Origin of the sequence: Sphingobacterium sp. SG20118 (assembly GCF_044740685.1) — a bacterium.
In the GTDB taxonomy this organism is placed as follows: domain Bacteria; phylum Bacteroidota; class Bacteroidia; order Sphingobacteriales; family Sphingobacteriaceae; genus Sphingobacterium.
Window position 1 is genome coordinate 4,443,484 of record NZ_CP172826.1, and the last position, 18,885, is coordinate 4,462,368.

The window sequence follows — 18,885 nt, forward strand, 5'->3', positions numbered from 1 at the left end:
TATGATAAGATGGGGAGTCGAACACAATCGACTCCCTTCTTTTTTTAAGATTAAGGCCACCTTCGAGCAGGTAGAGTCTAACTAACTAACTAACCTAATAAACAGTAAAAAAGTGACGAAGTAACCAATAACACTATTATATTCTACGATCGAAGTATTATATAGAAGAACACAATGAAAATGACACCATTACTCGGTAAGATAACTCATCTTGTGTAATCTCGAGGAAACCTGTATCTGCGTCCATATGATAAATCTGTTTCCGTAATCTTTCATGTGTCGAACCAAAAGATACGATTCCATACAGCGGGGTAGCACTAACCAGATTTTCGATCTTAATAGAAACAGTTCCTGCAGGAGAAACCGACAATGACAGGCTGATCGGATTCTCCAAATCATCCACCTCCCCATATTTTAACGCATTTTCCACCAGATTGATCAGCAACATGGTGGGGATCAACACATCCTGTTTCACTTGAACGTCAAGGTTTACCCGATAAGCAATTTTCATCCCGTGTCTAAGCGCATAGATAGCCACCAGATTATCCACTTGTTGCAACTCATCGCGCAGGGAGACAACAGAACGGGCATGTTGCGTGAAATAGAAATTAGAAATACAGGCCATTCTGTTTACGGCATCCAATGCTTTTACCGCATCACGACGACGTACCAAAACCCGAATAGCTGACAGCGTATTGCTGATGAAGTGCGGTGATATTGCCTTCTGCAAGGATAGCATTTGCCAATGCCCTTCTTTTAGCTCCATTTCTTTTAATCGTGCTTTAGCCATACGACCCATAAACCACTCATCAAGCCCTATCTCCCATACGTACAGTAAAAAAGCAAGAACATGAGGTGCTGCAAACAAGAGTATCACCTCCCAAAAATTAGAGATACTCCAGTTCCCCGGCGTCCATTTCAATGCTCCAGTAGCCAGACTGAACACGATCAACAGTACATATACGATAAAGATATGACCAATAAACAGGAGGAAGAACAGACCGATATTAAAACCAGAAAGTCTAAAGAACCAGGGCAATATTATATAACGGGCTATGCCGAATAAAACTGCCGATAAGCATAAAGTCGCTAAAAAATCGGATAAACCTGAAAAAGAATCAGGCACGACCAAAAACAGGTAGATAGCGATAAAGGTAACCGTCATTATAAAAAGCAATCTCTTGACGCTAACATAGGTATCTGGGTTACCGATCATCTGTTACTGTTCGCGTTAACATGATTAGGTTTCACTTTAGCTAAATACCTGTCGACATACGGCCGCCCGATCTTGGTAATACTAAAATAAGCTTTCCCTACCGTTAGCGCCTCTTGCATTACTTTTTTGATGTGTTTTTCATTGACGATCGTCGATTGATTGACGGGGAAGAGCTGTTCTATAGCCTTATATTTAGCATATAGTTTTTGCATATCCCAATTGACCACACCCAACAACATGGAATCTTCATGAGTGTCGAGACCAAAAAAATGAAGATAATTGCTACATCTGGATATATAGGCGACATCTTTCACTTCGACTCTTTTATAATATTTAACTTCTTTATTCTTCTCCTTCACAACATGACCATGTTCATCCAGCACTTTTGGCGGAGGCAAATCTGTCAACATAAAATGGTCTGTAATATCCTGCCCTTTACGGTCAAGAAGCCTATTTTTCATCCATTTATCAGTCAGATCCATAACCCGCAATTGATTGACCGGTTTGAGCAGATAACCGTCTACCAACAGTTGGAAAGCCTCCACGGCATATTGCTCAAATCCGGTACAGAACACCAAATATTGGCAATATGGTCGCAACAGCTTTACGGCGTCCAGACCAGAGCATCCGGGCATCTGTATATCACAAAAAATGACATCCATGTTTTCCTTTCTTTTTATCAAAAACTGATGCGCTTCAGTCACGGAAAGAACCGATCCCTGCACATCGAACATACCGACATCTGCCAATACATCAGCAATGTCCAATAATGCTAAACGTTCATCATCGATCAATAGGGTAGATAATAATCTCATAAGAATAGGTTTGATAACACAACTACATAAACTAAGAGAATAAATAGAGAAAGTATGATAATAAATAATTACTACAGTTTTAACGCTACCTATTCTGCAAATTCAACATTAAATTAAAAAATAAAATCATAATATGAAAAATAAAAAACTATTTATTACAAATGTTACAGTCGCAGCATTGATTTTAGGCGGGCAATCCTATGCCAAAAAGACCAATGATCTAGCAAGTGGCCCGATCCAAACGATTGAAGTCGAGGAGTTGAGTACCACGATAAAAGATGGTGTAACCACAAAGATTTTCTTTCCCCAGAAACCCGATAAACGTCAAGCAGTAGAAGTTAGGTAAGTACATTTAACATCAGCATCACTTGAAAAAAGCTGTTAAATATGTATTGTTATTAGGTGCGGTCGTCCATTTCGGGACGATCGCAGCCTATCACGTACCCCTGCTCGCGAAATCCATCGACCCAGAAATCCTTTACCATGATCTCCTCCGTCGCTATACGTTGCTCAGTGGCATACACGGTGGTTATGGTTTTTATGGACCTTCTGTTGGTAACACCTACCAAATGCAGCACCGTATACAGTCAGGACTATATTCCAGGTACAGCAGCAATGCCCAATTACGATCTGCTAGCGGCCGCATCCGGTTCCAGAGCTATTTGGATATCGGAAGTGCTTTTCTATCCGAAAACAAAGAAAATACCACTTCTAGGCAGCATGCCCAAAAGGCCATCGTCCAAGTCACCCAGTGCATCATGGCGCACTCTCCCTGCGATACCATCAGCAGTATATTGGTTACAAAATTGATTCCCACAATACAACAATTGCAGGAAGGAGCAGGTATGGAGACACAATATGTAAATCTCATTGATCATGTCGAAGTACCACCCCAGCAACCCTAACCGATCCAAAAAATCAATATTGGGTTTATACCTATTACCAAAAGGGCTAGGTCTGACACTTGCTTTGGAACTATTCTGGCTATGGCCAGATCTTGCTACACTGTATGGTCACAATGCCCTGCTCGACTCCGTATTGATACAAGCGCAAGAGGAGCCATTGGGCTTCTCTATACACCGCCTGATCCAATACCTGCCCCATGTAAAAATTGGTCCATGGGAGACCATCCATCTATTTGGAGCCGTTTATATATCGTTGAGTGTTTTATTATTCCTGAGCAAAAGGACCACGCTACCAGCACTAGGTCTACTTCTTCTCCATCATTGTTTCTTTATTGGCAATTATACTTGGAGCTATGGTGTCGATTACCTCGCGCAGACCGGGTTGTTCTTCAGTGTACTGTTTGGAGGAACATCGGTCACGAAATTAAAACGAAGGAAATGGAGCCTGTGGGGCTTCACGCTCTTTCGATTACAATTGACGGTTGTCTATTTTTTTGCGGGCCTCGGAAAAGCCTATGGTGCTGCTTGGTGGAATGGCGAAGCGATTTGGAAGGCTGTACAGCAACCTTTTGGTGGAACGTACTTACAGATCCCGTTAACCGCTTATCGCTTCGAATGGTTATGGATCTTATTAGGCATCCTCACCCTACTCATCGAGTTAAGTTATCCCTTGGTATGGTTCAAAAAATCAAGTCGACCATTCGTGATCAATGGTATCATCCTCATGCATGTCGGTATTGCACTCTACATGGGGCTCTGGTATTTTGCCATCTTGATGATCTGGTACAACCTCTGTGCCTGGAAACCACCATTTATTGCATATAGCCAAGCCAATTATAAAACCTCTTGAAAGCTCCAAGCCTAAGCTACAGGTGCCCATTGCGACAGAGACATCAATACAAGGAAAGGAGGTAAGGAGTAACACAGTGACAAATTTTTAAGTAACACAGTGACGTAGTAACGAAGTGATACAGTAACCAAGTAATTGAGTAACGAAGTGATACAGTAACAAGTGACGTAGTAACGAAGTGATAAGTAATACAGTGACAAAAAGTCTAACCAACGAACCCTCTAACTTCATCACCCACTAACCTTTTAACACCAAATTATGATTAAATCTTACCATTTTTCATTGAGAAAAGTAGAACAGCTGAGTAGTCCTTTTCAGCACTTTTTACCCAAACATGTTGATGCAGTAACGAACTATTATGAAGAAAAGAACATCCAAATGATCGAAACCTATATGGACTATCATTCGACACTCATCTATCGTTTGGAGGCTTATGTATTAGAAGACATGGTGCTGGAACTCAAAACAGATCGCTTCGATTTCCATCTCCTCTACGCAGTCAGTGCTCCCAGTCCGATTGTGATTAAAAAAAAGAAAGCGGACGATCAGATTGCACTACCCGGCTCGCACTGCACGTATTCCTATATCCCCAAAAACAAGTTTCAGATCCATCTCAAAGCGGGATACTATCGCGTATATGGATTATTGATCGATGTCGGATTTATCCGCAACAGCATGTTACATGAGGTTGCTTTTTTGCACGAATTTAGAATGGCCGGTCAACGCGAAAAAAAGAAACTATACCAGACACCGATCTGGCCGATCAAAGAAAAAACACCCTATCAGCTGCAGCGGATCGACCAAGTGTTTTTCCATTATAAATCGAAAAACGAAGCCGATATCATCAGCATGGTCTTCATCCTCTTTGACATAGCTAAGATAAAACAGCAAGGTCTTTATGAACTGCTCGACCCAAATGAAGAGCTGGCCAAGCGGGTGCGACAGTGTATACAAGATCAGGTGGCCTTGGAATTTAGCGATCTCAACCTCGGAGCACTTCCCGAACGATTTGGACTGAAACAGAAACGACTGATCGGAGTCCATAAACAATACTTTGGGCAGACCCCAGTGCAATACCTTCAGGAGTGCATCATTGAAAAAGCAAAAGAGCTATTGGCCCGATACACAGTAGGTGAAACGGCTAGCTATTGCGGTTATAACCATACCAGTAGCTTTTCCGATTTTTTTCATCAAAAGGTAGGCATGAGACCTGGTCAGTATCAACAAGAAATATTAAAAAGAAAAGAGTGACGAAGTAACCCGTAAACGAGTAACGAAGTCAGGAGCAACAGTCTAACCTACTAACATCATAACCTTCTAACCCCACTAACTAACTAACTAACTAACTAACTAACTAACTAACTAACTAACTAACTAACTAACCTTAGAAACAGTAAACAATTGACGAAGTAACCAGTGACGGTCTAACCAAGATATATCATGACCTCTTATCGAAATGGTTCTAACAATAGCTAATCAGTTGAATTAGAATTATTTTCGTTAACTTCATCTACGCAAAACCAATATAATAACCATGTCAAATAAACAAAAAAAGTAAACCTATAGGTTGATATTATGAAAATTGAATGTATATTTGAAATAATAGATGGTGCCTTAGCAGCCGTAAAATATGCGAATCAGCCTTCTAACAGTTTTGAATATTGTTTTGATTTATGGGATGATGTAGCCTATTTGGAGGAATATTTTGAAATGAACAAAAATCATCTCGCCAGTAATTTCTGGCAAATGGGAGTTGAAGATGCTATTTTTAAAACATTGGATGAAGCTAAGCAATTCAAAGATGATATCTTGACCTTTGCCGAACAAGGAAAAGGATTTGGAGCAACTGGATTAGAGGGAGCTATATTCGTATCCTTACATAAAGACTTACGCTCAAATACGAGAATACAATCTAAGGCTTATGGTAATATTAAAGGAAAGTCTTTATTAAGAATATATGCAATACGATTAGGTACAAATCAGTACATTGTTACTGGAGGTGCTATAAAATTAACAAAAGAGATGCAGGCCCATGAGGATACGGCATTAGAATTGCGAAAAATAGCGTATGTATCCGATTACCTAAAACAACTAGGTATCGCAGATGCTGATGACTATGGTTATTTAGAATTTGAAAATAAAAATTAAAAATATGGACGCATTAAATAATTTCGAGCGACTACGCTTAGCAGCTGGAGAATTTCAGAAAAGCACTGTTATTGATCGCTTTAAAGATCAAAAACTCCATACGATCACCAATCGAAAGTCACAACTGATCGCACTACGCATACTGCAATCAATCCGTAAAAAAGGATTATCTCAAAAACAACTGTCTGAGCAGATGTCAGTTTCTCCTCAAACCATCAGTAAATGGGTAAAAGGAAAAGAAAATTTCACCTTGGAAACAATTGAAAAAATTGAAAATGCATTAGATATTAATCTAATCAATATCGCTGAAGAAAAAAACACAGCATCTATGATAGCAATCACCACTTCTGCTGTTTATAAACCTATTATAGAGGTTTCTCCTATACATGGAGCAAAACAAAGAGAAGGATTATCGTCTCGCAAACAGGAGCATCACAGCTATAATCTACCGATACAATTTGCTTAGTTCAAATAAATTAAATACGAATGAAATCTCAGAAAATAGTGTTTAGTTTGGCAGCAATTGATACAGTACAATTCGCAACACTAGGCAATGTCCCAAATACAACCGACAATCTTGAAGAAACGATAGCATTATCTTTCAAGATATTGGAAGCAAGTCATATTATAGACTGTATATTTGGGTACACATTATTTAATTCTAAAACACCATTTTTAACGATTCAAGCTACTTGTAGTTTTAAAATTAACAAAAAGGATTTTGAAAAACTTTTAAATTCAAGCACTTTTAAAATTCCAGTTTCTTTTGCACAACACATCACGATGCTTACCGTTGGTACAACAAGAGGCATTTTACATAGCAAGACTGAAAATACTCCTTTTAATGCTTTTCCAATAAGTCTAATTGACTTAGATAGCATCATCAACGAAGACATACTCATCAATATATCAATCGAATAAAGACATTACCATTGCACCTGTACACCTTTAAAATTAAAAGGGATACCTGCAGCTCCGTTACCAAATAACCTGATGGTCAATAAACTGATATTAGGTAGCTTTTCTGCTATATTTTCAAACGTCGTGACAAATCCATAATCAATATCCTTTACAGCTTGTGGTACATGCAAAGTGCCCGTTGGATCATTTGGTGGAACAGCATTAAAACTCTTATAAAGATTCCCTTTTGAATCGACAAGGTCTTGATCTGAAAATTGCAAAGACTGCTCGCCATCGCCCTTATATTTTATCAACCCCTGAAACCACGATTGCTCCATCCTTAGCGAATACGCGAGTTAATTTAATCGTGATATCATTCACTGTTAATTCTTGAATCCCTTCTCTGAGCGCCAAAGCTTCTTTCAAATAATCATTTCGTTGCACCTGTTCTTCCAATTGTGCTTTCACATTTTTCAATTGTTCTGCAACATCGGTTTGAGCGGTAGCACTCAACGTTATCAAAGACAGTGCAAATAAGGTCAAATAGTTTTTCATTAATTTTTTATCGGTATAAGTTAATAGACCAGCTAAGATAAATACTATTATTTCTGTTTGCAAAGAAGTACAAGCAATCTCATTAAAAATATACGACAGTTTAAATCCAATGACCGAGTGACGAAGTAACCCGTAAACGAGTAACGAAATCAGGAGCAACAGTCTAACATCATAACCTTCTAGCCTCTTAACTAACTAACCTTCAAGGAAAAAAGTCGGAAATCGAAATAGGTCAATCGCCGAAAAGAAATTTTACGATGCACCATATCTTTGAGTAAAGAGGTAAACAAATACAAAGAAGCGATGCAAAATATAACTGAGCGATTCAAGACAAACATCAAAGTAACCATTGGAACACTATTGATGGTCGCGGCAACAGTAGCGTTCAATTCTGGATGGCATCCGCTTTTTAAATATCAAGCGCTCAAGACCGTGGAAGCAGTAGGCGAATTATTGAAAACACCACAATGGTATTATATAGAAAATATGACAGCAACAATCCAGGAACAAGGAAGCTGTTAAGGAAACGTAAAAAATAAGGATTATGAACAACAGGGTTAAACATATCATCGCGAATAGCATCAGTATCTTTCTGATCATCTTTTGGCTCTATGTAGGGCTGGAGAAAGCGTGGAGCTGGAAGAACTTTCAGATTTCCTTGCACCAGCAGCCCTTGCCAACCTGGTCGGTAGATATTCTGTATTGGTTAGTACCACTTGTTGAAATCGCTACAGGCGTACTCTTAGCTTTTCAGATCAGTAAACTGAAGCGCTTGGGATATTGGGGCTCCATCCTGCTTTTAGCTTCATTTACGATTTTTATCGGATTGGGTGTAGCTGGTGTGTATGAAAAAAGGCCGTGCACATGCGCTTCGATTTTTTCCGGCATGTCTTGGGAATGGCATCTCGTTGTGAATATTATATTATTGAGCATATCTATACTGGGATTAATACTGCTTCGTCCTGCTTCCTTATCCTCAGGTGATAGCGAGCGATATAGCAAAAGTGTCCGATTATTTATCTTATATCTAGCCCTTTCAACAATCGGCACGGTACAGAGCAGACCATTCGGGGATAAAACAAATGCATTTGTGATGCCCCAAAAAATGACCACCTACCCCAGTGGCGTGGTTGACTAGATTATAGTAGTTTGGTCACCAATTATGAAATGGTAATACAAAAATTATAAAAAACTAAAACAAACGAAATGAAAAATTTCATTCAAAAATATGCGCTGGCTATAGTAGCCGTCGTAACAATAATAACTTTTTCGGCTTATAAAGTAAGCGGTGTCGATTCAAAAGCAGCTTTCGCGACTACTCCTATATACTTCCATGGAGACCCTACGAATCCTGCTGATGTAGAAAATGAAGCCCTTTGGACAACAACTCCGAACGGTCAATCATGCAATGGTAGTAATGCAGCTTGTATGATGTTGGTAGAGAACACAGACCTGACAGGTTCTCAATTAAATCCAATCAAAATCACTTTGCAGGCAGTGCTAGGTGCAAGTGGATTGAGTTACATTCCCCAACGATTTAGTGGAACAGGAACACCTAGCCCGACAATTGTCAACAAAAATTAACTAAATAAGAATCCTTAAAGCACAATGCCCGACGTAAGTTGGGCATTGTGTTTTAAGGATTTTGAGGCATGCCCGAAAGTCGAATGATATCATCCGGTAACCGGTGTGCATATTGCTTGTCATTGGGCCTCAATTGATAAGCCACTCCATTTACAGTTCTATTCAAAACAATACCGCGACCTTCTACATTCAACCGTTTAATATCCATAAAACGCAGTCCTCGAAACAAAAGCTCCTTCCTTCGCTCGAGCAGAATAGTATTCAGCGCCTCTTCTTTATTAGCAAAAACATAAGGAACAAACGTACCCGTGACATACCTTTTCTCCAACAACTTATTCAAATCATTTTGTGCTGCAACCAAATTGCTCATACGTGCCACACATTCTGCACGAATCAACAACATTTCATTATTAGCAATACCGCAGAACCAAATATCACTCCCTGTATAATTTCCTTTAAAGTTCATTCTTCCGCCCGTCCCGTTTTTAAAAAAAGCAACCTTTCTCAAATCATTATCTTCAAATAGCTCTAAAAGTTCTACAGAAATTTCTGCATTTGTAGGTGATAGAAAACCGGTCAATTTCATTTCTTCATAAAAAACAGTTTCTTTATTAAAAGCCGAAAAAGGATAATTAGCGGTTGGTTTAACATCCTCCAATTGGTTAAAATCTAAGAGTCTGGGATTCGCTCCCAGTACCAAATCGGCATAATAATGCGCCGAATCATATTTGGCCATTGATAGATAAGTACGTGCAAGTACAGCATATACCGACTTCACATCGGGTTGCAGTACATGCACCGAATGCGCTGGCATCAAAACCGAGGCCTGCTTTAGATCGTCTATCACTTTGCGGTAGCAAACCGCTACGGTAGACCGTGTTGACTTCACATTAAAATCCGAGGTATTCCGCAACACGATCCCCAGATCTTGTTCAGCCGTAGCTAAATCAAAAGCTTTCGAGTATGTCCATAACAACCCCAAATACTGATTGACCCGATAAAACAAGGCCGTACCTTTCACCTTATCCCATGCATCAGCATTCGCAGTTGTACGTTCTACTTTGGCGAGGCGATCTAATACCAGATTTGCATTGTAAACGACAGAATAGGCCTTGCTCCAGTCATCACTATTCAGCGTTTCATAAGGCTGCCAGGTATAGGCTAACTTTTCTTGATCTTTAAGATTATTGTAATTTACATCCGTTAAATTATAATCATTACTGATTTCCTCTACCTTGCTACCTTTCTGGTAATTCATTTCCGCATTATTATCCAATATTTTCTGCAGGTCCTCGAGGCTATTCGGCACTACTAATCGGCTATCAGATTGCACATCTAAGAATTCATTACAAGATAGCATCCCAAACCCCAGTATAATACAAGCTCCAAATAATTTTCTAATTATATTCTTCATAATACATTCATTTTTAATAATCCACTTGAATACCGATTGAATAAGTTCTAGCTGAGCCTAATTGATAAGGAAATTCTGGGTCAATATTCACCTTGTTTTTGGTCCAGATAATACCCAAGTTCGAAGCATTCAAAAATAAGCGTGTATTTAAACTCTTATTCCCCATCTGCCACCTTTTATTCCAGGAAGCGGAAATATAAGCCAAACGAATATGATCTGCCCGCAAGATGTTAAAGTCCGCATTTTCATAAAAAGGTTCTGCACTTGAACTGGTCGGATAAAACATTGCTGGCACGTTTGTCCGAGCTTCATCACCAACAACTTGCCACCGATCATCATAATCGGGGTAGGCAATACCTTTGGAAAACAAGGAAGATGCTCTTGTAGTAGGTTTTCTAAAATAATAGTCACCCATATAGTTCACATTGACAATGAGATCGACGTTCTGGTAAGAAAACGTATTGATCCAATTCCCATAGGCTTGAGGTTTGGAAGAGCCGAAAAATCGGATGCCAGCACTATTTTCCCCATTTTTAATGACATCATTTCGAATCGCTACATAATCCGTACTTGGGTTGCCATTTAAATTACCCTGTGCGCGACCTTGTTCATCCAACCCCATCCAGGTGTATCCAGCTAAAGCATACAAAGGTTTGCCAACAAACGGACTCATATAATTACCATCAGTAACAAAAGCATTGATTTTAGTCACGGTATTTAGATAATATGCGGTCGTTTTATTACGATTCAGACTCAGGATCGTTCTCGTATTCCATTTGAAAGTCGAATTGATTATTACCGCATTCAGGTTCAGGTCCAATCCCCTACCCTGCATACTCGCCACATTCTTGATGACTGTAATGGCTTTTCCCCAATTGGTATAGTCGTATTCAGCTGGGCCATAAAGATCTGTACCATTTTTAATATAATAATCCAATGCTCCTGTTAACCGACCCTGCCACAGAGAGAAATCCATCCCAAAATTCAGCGTACTCACCTTTTCCCAACGCAGCGAAGGATCATTAAGTGCATTCAGATTTAACGCTGGCAAATTGGTATACCGCGCCGTCATTGCACCAGCAATCGGATCTGGTGTTTTCCGAATATCCACATTACCGCTATACCCATAGGTAGCACGCATACGCCAGGAATCCAGCCAATCGAATTTCAGAAAATTTTCCTTACTCAACAGCCATGCCCCTCCCACAGACCACAGAGGCGACCATTTTTCATTGGTATTGGCACCAAATATATTGGCACCATCTCGGCGCAAACTACCTGATACACTGTACTTATCTTTCCATATCCCACTCCAGTTGGTGTAAATAGAAACAAATCGATTGCTTTCCGTAAATGCGATGGGACTCCCTGCAATATTCATTGGATAATTCACTGGTATAGATAGAAATGCATTGACATAATCGACAGGAACACTGGTGGCTGGCAATTTATTATAGCCATACATCGAGTAAGATGAATAATCATTATCATAAGCCCTACGCTCTGCACCGACCATCCCGATAATGTGGTAGTCCTTTATTTTTTTATTAAAATTCAACTGTGCTCGAAAGGTCTTGGACATACCCGAATTCCGATTGTTATTTTTGATACCACCCAAAGGCACATTGTATTTGGTCGTATTGGTCGAAGCATCGTATACACTAAAGGAATTGATCAGAGATCGAGCAGCATAACTGTCCAGCGAATTGAGCTGTATGTACTCTTCTTGCTGATTGGCCAGTTGGAAAGCCACATTGGCATCCAAAAAGCTGAACAATTGATAATTTAAATTCACACTCGAATTATACTCCCGAATATTGGTGTTATTTGTAGCCTGTTTATATTCCGATAGCGGATAATAGCCCCAATCCAGATAACCTTTGGGGTATGCACTATCCATATACGACTTTCTATAACCATTTTCAAAAGGCAACTCTTTGTCTTGCTCGTCTAAAAAATTCATATAGGGAACTACTTTAGTACCATAAGTCAGGCTATTATATCCTGGTAACCCTGCTGTACTTTTTTGGTTGGTAAACAAGACATTAATATCTAGCCTCAACTTATCCGTAGGCTTATAGCTATTGGACATGTTGATGTTCAGTTTATCGTTATGCGCATCATTGATCGCACGGTTACGGTTATGCCCAACCCCAAAACTATAAGCATTTCTACCACCGCCACCACGCACATTTAGACTGTGCTGATCGCTGTAACTACGATGGTAAAAGCGGTCCATATAATTTTGCGGTCCATTTTGCGCTAGCATTTGATTCATCATGGATGTCGAATCGGCTGCAGATATTAAACCTCGTTTCCGCCTATCAAATAGATCAACAGCGGGAGTCATGGAATAGTAGGGCACATAATCCAAATAGAGATTATAATAACCCTGTTCAAACAACATCTTTTCAATATCGATAAACTCACGATTAGAAAGCTGATACAACCTATTCAAATCTAGATTCTGGGGTAACAATAGCGTACTGCTAAAAGATACCTTAGGTTGTGCTAAGTAAAATGAGCCTTTTTTAGAGCTAATCACGATAACGCCATTCCCTGCTCGCGCACCCCAGATAGCCGCTGCAGCCGCATCTTTCAGTACCGTGACATTATCAATACTATTCGCATCGATATTTTCAATATTACCATCATAAATAAAACCGTCCAAAACAATTAGTGGATCCCTCTGCCCATTGATCGTACTGAGTCCTCGTACAGACATATTAAGTTTTTGCAAAGCGCCATCATTGGTAGGTTTATTATCAAAACGGATAGCAGGTGTGATATTCTTGAGCCGATCCAGGATATTACCTCCAGTCTGTTGATTCAGCATTTCATTGGAAATCACATCCACCGAACCGGTTATTTCATTGGCCTTCAACGTCTGATAACCAGTCTGGACTACCACATCTTCCAATACATTCACTTTTCGATTCAAATAAATAACAGATTCACTAATAACCCTATTGACTAGCTCCCTCTTATCCCAGTAACCAACGGAGCTAAATAACAAGGTATCGGTAAGAGATCTCACACCTATAGCAAAAGCCCCATTTTGACCGGATTTTGTTGCACCGCCATTATAATGAATAGACACATTTGACAACGGCTTACGGCCTTCAGTTGAAAACACGGTTCCCCGTACTGTGATAAACTTTCTTTCTTGTGCTTGAACATTAATCAGAATCAAAGACAGAAATAAGCTGAATATAAAAGCTTTCATTCTATTTTCTTTAAAATAATGCATAGCCTTTATAGTTTAGCTTTGTAATATTCAGACATATGTACCATCCCATCATTAAGTATTAGTGTATAATGTAAGCAGTCATTGGCCTGAAATAATGTGGTAAAAAACTCGTCTCCCATAATGATTGGTGCATCCATCACATCTCCATATTCCTTTTGGAAACGTTCCATCATCGTATTCAACTGCTTAGGCGTATCTTTACTTTTCTTACTATGCACAATAAATGACGCAAATTGATCGGATGAAATGAGACATATCTCATACAGCTTACGTAAATCGGCATAAGCGTTGGGATATGATGTATCCCAAAAGAAAAAATAAAGTGTCTTGCCTTTATACTCAGAAAGCTGATGTTCTTCTTGAGGTTTACCATTTAAATAAGAAAATTTAAAACGATGATTCCACGCTTCTTCTGGTAAAAATTCATCTTTCTTTAAACCTGATTTGACCTCTGCTGAAGTCTTGCCTTTATCTTGAGCGATGACTTCTTGAAAGGAAATACAGGCAATCAGTAAGCAGAAAACCAGTAATTTGTTCAAAAAACACGTTGCAATAGCAGTTCTCGTGTTATTTATATATAATTTCATAATAGTATCAATTAATTGATTTTTTTAAAATAAGGGTATTCGAATACTTTTTTCACGGGCTTTAAGAGTAAACCTTTAGTTGCTAAAAAAGAAAGTTTTTCAGGCAAGGAGAAGTTGACAAAACCTTTAGGCAACAAAAGGTTAAATTTCATTCTATTTTCCTCGTTGAAAAGGATCGGTCTGTCCAAATAAGGAAATAATAAATTTAAAAATTGGAACAGGAGTATATTATTCAATTGTACTTCATCTTCATTCAATTCGACTGTCATAAAAGGCATTCCTACATTTGATTGCAATTCGGAAAATACCGGTGTCAATTTCAGTTCATACACGTCATGCAATTCCTGTTTTCGGACTACTTCCAATTGAAAAAAACGCATCACATCCGTCTTGGCCAAATCACGAACCTCTTCTCGTCCAATAGAATCTGCACGGTACATTTCATACCAATATGTTTCCTTTAATGCGTGACTCATCTGGAGCTGACTCCCTTGCTTTAACTCTGGGTCAAAAACAAATTGATACAAAGAAAAACCGCTAAGTTCCTTAGGAAAGACATACTGCAAAATAGAAAAAAACGAATGGTTACCCAATTGAAAATGGGTATGACCGTTAGTGTAGTAAGCATATTGCTGCGTCGGTAAGAAATTAGGAACATGCCGGGAAAAAATTGAAGTTGATAACTTCCCTATGGTATCCACCAGCAATGGCCTATTGCTACGATCATTATTGATTGTAACGCCCATTTCAAGGATATCAACGTGTTTACCGGCAATCAAGCTTTTCACTCTTTTTTCTAAATCATCACTACTTTTATCTACCCCCACCAATTTTCCTTCTCGATCCACCCAAGCATGCGTAGGAATTGTATTGTGCGCGAATAACTGAGTAAATATAGTATCATCAATTACAGACGGAAGTTCCATCTCATAATTATAGGTTCTCTTGTAATTGTCAAATACAGCTTTCAACCGCTTTGGACTGTCTCTATTTCGTTTGCTGTTGACCAAGATCACAGCCAAATCCTTTCCATATTTCTTTTGCAGTTCCTCCATCTTTGGAAATCCTTGAATACAGGAAGAACAAGTAGTAGCCCAAAAATCAAATAGGATAACTTTACCTTTAAGGTCTCTAAACTTAATTGTTTTACCCTCTCCTCCTTTTAGATCATGTAACACAAATGACATGTCCCATACCGTATCAGGAATCTGATCGCCAGCAACTAATGATTTTAAGATGTCATTTTTCTGAACATTTCCTTTATTAACATCTTGTGCCCAAGTAATAATACTATAAACCATACACAATAGGAACATGATAGTACGCTTATAAAAATGATAGCGTGCCTTAAACTTTCCAATCTTCCAATAGTACCAAAACCGCTGAAGATTTTTATTTTCTATTTTCATGAGGATGAAATTTATTATTTGTAGTCTTCAGATACTACGATGTCGCATCTGAAGATTACAAATAGTTCTACTTAGGTTCTAAGCTCTTGAACATCTGATCTACAGTTAAATCAGCAGCAAACACAGCATCTTTATCTATCTGTATATATTTCGGAAATACATCGAGTTTGAATAGCTTATCTAGATTTGGGTTACCAATAACACAGGCCATGTCCATATTGACCGAAAATTCTTTTGTATACTTTTCTAAAGTTGCTTTTACCTTTTCTAAGGTCTCTTGATCATATTTACTGATAACCAGTATAACATTAGAATACGGCCCCATTGCTTCTCTATAATCATAAATTTTCTTCAAATCGGTATAGTGCTCAGGGTACGAAGTATCCCAAAAGAAGAGCTGCACATAATTCTTATTCATTGCTCTAAAGGTAGTCGTCGAATTTTTATCGCCGTTAAAATATTGCAACTCTAACGGCATGTCCTGAACAGCATCAGGCAAAGGTTGTAATCGCTTGACTTCTGGTAGATCCAGTAGTTTGACCGGCTTAACTTCCACTTTCGATTGTGCAGTTACATTGTCCAGTTGGACTAGTCCCAACAAAATCAGCATTAACACCTTCCCAACTAACAGAAATCCTTCTCCGCTAGACTTAAACAGCTTCTGAAGGCAACTCCAAAGCGCTATTTTATATATTTTAATTGTGTTCATTTTTTCAAATTATTAGGCATAAAGCTCCCCTGTCCCTAATACAGACCAAGGTTGACTCCTTTACAAAAAGTCATTTTACCCGTGGCTGAGTGGGGATTTATAAACAGTAAAACTTTATCTTATTTTAAACTTTTACAGCTGGTCTATTCTTGACCGAGGCTGTGGTTACATTTGGTTTACTTTTCATGATCATCATTGGCTGTTCTTGCCAGATGAGTTCGACGGAAATTCCGTTCTTAGTTATTACTTGCCTGCTTTCTTTCACGATAGAAAGCTTTTCGACCCGTACTTCCAGTTGAAACTCATCATTCAGACCGTTCAATATCCGCTGCTGGTATTCCTCTCTTTCGGTATCGGCTGGTACAGTAAGCTCATAATCATACCGCTTTATTTCAGACGACCGCGAACGGTTTCCAGTAGTCCTAACCGGTATATACTTCGCCTTATCATCACCATGCACGATGATCTGCTCGGCAGGAAAGCTCAACGGTAATCCAAGTGCAAACAGGTAGCATTCGTAAATAGCCATATGTGCCAATAATATCCGGAGTACATCTTTACCATCATCACGCACCACTGCCGTATAAGAACTGTCCCCTTCGTTGGATGGAGTCATATACGAATAGTAGCGCTCCTTCGGCCGTTTATTCAGGATGCAAGTCGCATCTCCCGAATACAACCTCCTGAGCGGATCATAGGATGGCAACTTAAAATTTCGATCTGGTAATTGTGTTATCATAATTGGTTTTTTGATAATTGATACACGTTTTTCACTTAAAATCGAAGACAGTTCTTCCCCTGGGGATAGCGCATAACTTTCCCTATTGCAAGTTTTTTGCATTATTTCGTTAGTTTAAGTTAAGCGTAATTTGGGCAGTAAGACTCTAGAAATCCAAAACCCCTATTCACGGCCTAACAGTTAAAAAATAAGATGGGAAAAATGCAATTATATGTCTTCATCACGTTATAATAATTGGTCTTCGCGATTGCATTTTAAGGTATTCGAAGAAAATCCGATTCGATTATATATAGATAAACTATACATATATAAAGCGGAATTATTGTTTTGCAAAAAATATTCATTACTTTTAAAGTGTGAAATTTAAAGAAACAAAAGTTTAATTGCTTATGGTACAATAACGCTTATACGAATCGACAAAACCGCTAGAAGCTGAGCTAATATAATGGCTATACACCATTACCGTCTGCTTTGTTCTACCCTATCGGGTGGATATGCCCCTTTTGGTTTTTAATGTATACAAGCTACTCCGGTTGTCGGATCTTGTTTTTATACAACGCATTGATAGCGCTATGCCCTGCATGATCCTGGATCAGCTGAAACATGGGTGGATTTTTGGACTCTTTTCTTTTCATCATTTATTTGGTTACACAATTTGGTCAATGAAAATAAGTCTGTTGGAAGAGCGTAGAAACTTTAAAAAAGGGAAAAGCTCCTACCTTCCATCGTTAACTGGCACCAGCAAGGGCCTAACACGATTTCCAGTAGGAGCTTTTCCCAAAGATTGTACGAATATACAAAATTGGGACAATATGCTCCTAAAGGTCTCGCGTTAATAAAATTGCTGGTTTCGTTAACGAGACTACAATCAGACTAGCTGATTATAAATCAAATATAAGAATAATTAAATAGAAACCAAAATAGTTTTGGTTAAAAGTAAAAATAATTTGTTATGGAAATTCATATCGGTGAAATTATTAAAACAGAGGCGAAGAGACAGGGACTCTCTAACGTTCACTTATTCGAAATAACCAAGGTTAAAAACCCACAAAACATTGATTACGACCTCAAACAAAAAGTATTACCTCTTGATAAATTAGAACTGTATACTAAAGCACTAAATCATAACTTCTTAAAATACTATTACGAAGAGGAACCTTTTAAAACTTTCCGAGAAGAAGAAAACAAAACATTCTTGGCTGAAATAAGCTTATTAAACGAGCAAGTGGAAGAGGCCAACAAAACTGTTGCTATGCAAGAATATCATCTAAAAACACAGCAAGAGCTAATAGAAACACAACGCGCGTTAATAGCTGAATTAAAAGGTTAAGGTTTTTCTTACAACCATGCCAATTAATATAAATTATACCAAGCCAACTCTTCGAATAGTTCATGATACATAAGCTTTGTTCTTTATCTGTATCATGGATTATCTGCTGACTTTAGGTTCTAACTTTAAACAAGTAACACAGTGACGAGCAACGTAGTAACGATCAGTCTAACTTACTCACCTCATAACCTGATAACGCTAAAAAGGTGAACGTCCTATAATAGGATTACCGAAACCAGCTGATGGAGATGCAAGTGAGGGATAAAGGCTAATACAAAAATTTGAAATCTAAAATTATTTGCCTATCTTATTATTTATAAATAAAAACACCCCTTTGGCAAAGAGGGTTATTTCACTTGATTATATCTACCCACAATAGTAAATAATGGGGCTTCATATTTGAAGTCCCTTTTACATAAAGTAGGTTTGACCAAAGTATTCCAACTCGAAAAATTATCGGCATCATGGATTATC

The 18,885-nt window shown here is 38.6% G+C and carries 21 protein-coding genes; 11 read left to right on the forward strand and 10 right to left on the reverse strand.

All coding sequences use genetic code 11. The features are described 5' to 3' along the window. Positions 1 to 157 precede the first annotated feature (157 nt). Both ACFX5U_RS20340 and ACFX5U_RS20345 read right to left on the reverse strand, forming a co-directional pair. Positions 158 to 1,165: a histidine kinase gene (locus tag ACFX5U_RS20340; protein ID WP_400261903.1), complete on the reverse strand. Its 1,008-nt coding sequence runs from the start codon at positions 1,163 to 1,165 to the stop codon at positions 158 to 160. 47 nt (positions 1,166 to 1,212) lie between these two features. Continuing rightward, positions 1,213 to 2,031 carry a LytR/AlgR family response regulator transcription factor gene (locus ACFX5U_RS20345; protein ID WP_400261904.1) on the reverse strand — a complete coding sequence of 273 codons (819 nt, stop codon included), beginning with the start codon at positions 2,029 to 2,031 and terminating at the stop codon, positions 1,213 to 1,215. A 133-nt stretch (positions 2,032 to 2,164) separates the two neighbouring features. Between ACFX5U_RS20345 and ACFX5U_RS20350 the strand changes: the two genes are divergently transcribed. From ACFX5U_RS20350 to ACFX5U_RS20380, 7 genes are all read left to right on the forward strand, one after another. Next, on the forward strand, positions 2,165 to 2,377 hold the full coding sequence (locus tag ACFX5U_RS20350; protein ID WP_400261905.1) for a hypothetical protein: 213 nt from the start codon (positions 2,165 to 2,167) through the stop codon (positions 2,375 to 2,377). Positions 2,378 to 2,537: 160 nt separating this feature from the next. Next, positions 2,538 to 2,936: a hypothetical protein gene (locus ACFX5U_RS20355; RefSeq protein ID WP_400261906.1), complete on the forward strand. Its 399-nt coding sequence runs from the start codon at positions 2,538 to 2,540 to the stop codon at positions 2,934 to 2,936. Further along, positions 2,908 to 3,786 carry a hypothetical protein gene (locus tag ACFX5U_RS20360; RefSeq protein WP_400261907.1) on the forward strand — a complete coding sequence of 293 codons (879 nt, stop codon included), beginning with the start codon at positions 2,908 to 2,910 and terminating at the stop codon, positions 3,784 to 3,786. Before ACFX5U_RS20355 ends, ACFX5U_RS20360 begins: the two co-directional genes overlap by 29 nt. 258 nt (positions 3,787 to 4,044) lie before the next feature. Beyond that, the gene (locus ACFX5U_RS20365; protein WP_400261908.1) at positions 4,045 to 5,037 is read left to right on the forward strand and encodes a helix-turn-helix domain-containing protein; all 993 of its coding nucleotides are present in this window, start codon (positions 4,045 to 4,047) and stop codon (positions 5,035 to 5,037) included. A 324-nt stretch (positions 5,038 to 5,361) separates the two neighbouring features. Continuing rightward, positions 5,362 to 5,934 carry a hypothetical protein gene (locus tag ACFX5U_RS20370; RefSeq protein ID WP_400261909.1) on the forward strand — a complete coding sequence of 191 codons (573 nt, stop codon included), beginning with the start codon at positions 5,362 to 5,364 and terminating at the stop codon, positions 5,932 to 5,934. Between the two features lie 4 nt (positions 5,935 to 5,938). Beyond that, positions 5,939 to 6,400, forward strand: coding sequence for a multiprotein-bridging factor 1 family protein (locus tag ACFX5U_RS20375; protein ID WP_400261910.1), 462 nt, complete (start codon positions 5,939 to 5,941; stop codon positions 6,398 to 6,400). Positions 6,401 to 6,420: 20 nt separating this feature from the next. Beyond that, entirely contained in the window at positions 6,421 to 6,855 is a 435-nt protein-coding gene (locus tag ACFX5U_RS20380; protein WP_400261911.1) for a hypothetical protein, read from the forward strand. A 5-nt stretch (positions 6,856 to 6,860) separates the two neighbouring features. On the opposite strand, the gene ACFX5U_RS20385 is transcribed toward ACFX5U_RS20380, so the two are convergent. Together ACFX5U_RS20385 and ACFX5U_RS20390 are read right to left on the reverse strand one after the other, a co-directional pair. Further along, positions 6,861 to 7,148, reverse strand: coding sequence for a hypothetical protein (locus ACFX5U_RS20385; RefSeq protein WP_400261912.1), 288 nt, complete (start codon positions 7,146 to 7,148; stop codon positions 6,861 to 6,863). Continuing rightward, positions 7,135 to 7,389: a hypothetical protein gene (locus tag ACFX5U_RS20390; RefSeq protein WP_400261913.1), complete on the reverse strand. Its 255-nt coding sequence runs from the start codon at positions 7,387 to 7,389 to the stop codon at positions 7,135 to 7,137. The genes ACFX5U_RS20385 and ACFX5U_RS20390 overlap by 14 nt, the downstream gene beginning before the upstream one ends. Positions 7,390 to 7,692: 303 nt before the next feature. On the opposite strand from ACFX5U_RS20390, the gene ACFX5U_RS20395 reads away from it, so the two are divergent. The 3 genes from ACFX5U_RS20395 (at position 7,693) to ACFX5U_RS20405 (ending at position 8,973) form a co-directional block, all read left to right on the forward strand. Beyond that, positions 7,693 to 7,911, forward strand: coding sequence for a hypothetical protein (locus tag ACFX5U_RS20395; protein ID WP_400261914.1), 219 nt, complete (start codon positions 7,693 to 7,695; stop codon positions 7,909 to 7,911). Positions 7,912 to 7,933: 22 nt separating this feature from the next. Then, the gene (locus ACFX5U_RS20400; RefSeq protein ID WP_400261915.1) at positions 7,934 to 8,527 is read left to right on the forward strand and encodes a MauE/DoxX family redox-associated membrane protein; all 594 of its coding nucleotides are present in this window, start codon (positions 7,934 to 7,936) and stop codon (positions 8,525 to 8,527) included. A gap of 68 nt (positions 8,528 to 8,595) precedes the next feature. Then, a complete protein-coding gene (locus ACFX5U_RS20405; protein WP_400261916.1) occupies positions 8,596 to 8,973 on the forward strand; it encodes a hypothetical protein in 378 nt (125 codons plus the stop codon). A gap of 52 nt (positions 8,974 to 9,025) precedes the next feature. On the opposite strand, the gene ACFX5U_RS20410 is transcribed toward ACFX5U_RS20405, so the two are convergent. The 6 genes from ACFX5U_RS20410 to ACFX5U_RS20435 all read right to left on the reverse strand — a co-directional run bounded on the left by ACFX5U_RS20410 (position 9,026) and on the right by ACFX5U_RS20435 (position 17,183). Then, positions 9,026 to 10,387: a RagB/SusD family nutrient uptake outer membrane protein gene (locus ACFX5U_RS20410; protein WP_400261917.1), complete on the reverse strand. Its 1,362-nt coding sequence runs from the start codon at positions 10,385 to 10,387 to the stop codon at positions 9,026 to 9,028. A gap of 13 nt (positions 10,388 to 10,400) precedes the next feature. Further along, positions 10,401 to 13,613: a SusC/RagA family TonB-linked outer membrane protein gene (locus ACFX5U_RS20415; protein WP_400261918.1), complete on the reverse strand. Its 3,213-nt coding sequence runs from the start codon at positions 13,611 to 13,613 to the stop codon at positions 10,401 to 10,403. A gap of 29 nt (positions 13,614 to 13,642) precedes the next feature. Then, entirely contained in the window at positions 13,643 to 14,224 is a 582-nt protein-coding gene (locus ACFX5U_RS20420) for a hypothetical protein (RefSeq protein WP_400261919.1), read from the reverse strand. 11 nt (positions 14,225 to 14,235) lie between these two features. Next, complete coding sequence (locus ACFX5U_RS20425; protein ID WP_400261920.1) at positions 14,236 to 15,633, reverse strand: TlpA family protein disulfide reductase; 1,398 nt, start codon at positions 15,631 to 15,633, stop codon at positions 14,236 to 14,238. Positions 15,634 to 15,700: 67 nt separating this feature from the next. After that, positions 15,701 to 16,342, reverse strand: coding sequence for a hypothetical protein (locus ACFX5U_RS20430; protein ID WP_400261921.1), 642 nt, complete (start codon positions 16,340 to 16,342; stop codon positions 15,701 to 15,703). A gap of 124 nt (positions 16,343 to 16,466) precedes the next feature. Next, positions 16,467 to 17,183 (reverse strand): hypothetical protein, encoded by a 717-nt coding sequence (locus ACFX5U_RS20435; protein ID WP_400261922.1) that lies wholly within the window; start codon positions 17,181 to 17,183, stop codon positions 16,467 to 16,469. An 850-nt stretch (positions 17,184 to 18,033) separates the two neighbouring features. Between ACFX5U_RS20435 and ACFX5U_RS20440 the strand changes: the two genes are divergently transcribed. Beyond that, positions 18,034 to 18,411 carry a hypothetical protein gene (locus ACFX5U_RS20440; RefSeq protein ID WP_400261923.1) on the forward strand — a complete coding sequence of 126 codons (378 nt, stop codon included), beginning with the start codon at positions 18,034 to 18,036 and terminating at the stop codon, positions 18,409 to 18,411. Positions 18,412 to 18,885: the final 474 nt, after the last annotated feature.

Coding starts and splice junctions, on each gene's coding strand:
- ACFX5U_RS20340 (WP_400261903.1), bottom strand. CDS start 1,165: ATGACGGTTACCTTTATCGCTATCTACCTGTTTTTGGTCGTGCCTGAT.
- ACFX5U_RS20345 (WP_400261904.1), bottom strand. CDS start 2,031: ATGAGATTATTATCTACCCTATTGATCGATGATGAACGTTTAGCATTA.
- ACFX5U_RS20350 (WP_400261905.1), top strand. CDS start 2,165: ATGAAAAATAAAAAACTATTTATTACAAATGTTACAGTCGCAGCATTG.
- ACFX5U_RS20360 (WP_400261907.1), top strand. CDS start 2,908: ATGTCGAAGTACCACCCCAGCAACCCTAACCGATCCAAAAAATCAATA.
- ACFX5U_RS20365 (WP_400261908.1), top strand. CDS start 4,045: ATGATTAAATCTTACCATTTTTCATTGAGAAAAGTAGAACAGCTGAGT.
- ACFX5U_RS20370 (WP_400261909.1), top strand. CDS start 5,362: ATGAAAATTGAATGTATATTTGAAATAATAGATGGTGCCTTAGCAGCC.
- ACFX5U_RS20375 (WP_400261910.1), top strand. CDS start 5,939: ATGGACGCATTAAATAATTTCGAGCGACTACGCTTAGCAGCTGGAGAA.
- ACFX5U_RS20380 (WP_400261911.1), top strand. CDS start 6,421: ATGAAATCTCAGAAAATAGTGTTTAGTTTGGCAGCAATTGATACAGTA.
- ACFX5U_RS20390 (WP_400261913.1), bottom strand. CDS start 7,389: ATGAAAAACTATTTGACCTTATTTGCACTGTCTTTGATAACGTTGAGT.
- ACFX5U_RS20395 (WP_400261914.1), top strand. CDS start 7,693: ATGCAAAATATAACTGAGCGATTCAAGACAAACATCAAAGTAACCATT.
- ACFX5U_RS20400 (WP_400261915.1), top strand. CDS start 7,934: ATGAACAACAGGGTTAAACATATCATCGCGAATAGCATCAGTATCTTT.
- ACFX5U_RS20405 (WP_400261916.1), top strand. CDS start 8,596: ATGAAAAATTTCATTCAAAAATATGCGCTGGCTATAGTAGCCGTCGTA.
- ACFX5U_RS20410 (WP_400261917.1), bottom strand. CDS start 10,387: ATGAAGAATATAATTAGAAAATTATTTGGAGCTTGTATTATACTGGGG.
- ACFX5U_RS20415 (WP_400261918.1), bottom strand. CDS start 13,613: ATGAAAGCTTTTATATTCAGCTTATTTCTGTCTTTGATTCTGATTAAT.
- ACFX5U_RS20420 (WP_400261919.1), bottom strand. CDS start 14,224: ATGAAATTATATATAAATAACACGAGAACTGCTATTGCAACGTGTTTT.
- ACFX5U_RS20425 (WP_400261920.1), bottom strand. CDS start 15,633: ATGAAAATAGAAAATAAAAATCTTCAGCGGTTTTGGTACTATTGGAAG.
- ACFX5U_RS20430 (WP_400261921.1), bottom strand. CDS start 16,342: ATGAACACAATTAAAATATATAAAATAGCGCTTTGGAGTTGCCTTCAG.
- ACFX5U_RS20435 (WP_400261922.1), bottom strand. CDS start 17,183: ATGCAAAAAACTTGCAATAGGGAAAGTTATGCGCTATCCCCAGGGGAA.
- ACFX5U_RS20440 (WP_400261923.1), top strand. CDS start 18,034: ATGGAAATTCATATCGGTGAAATTATTAAAACAGAGGCGAAGAGACAG.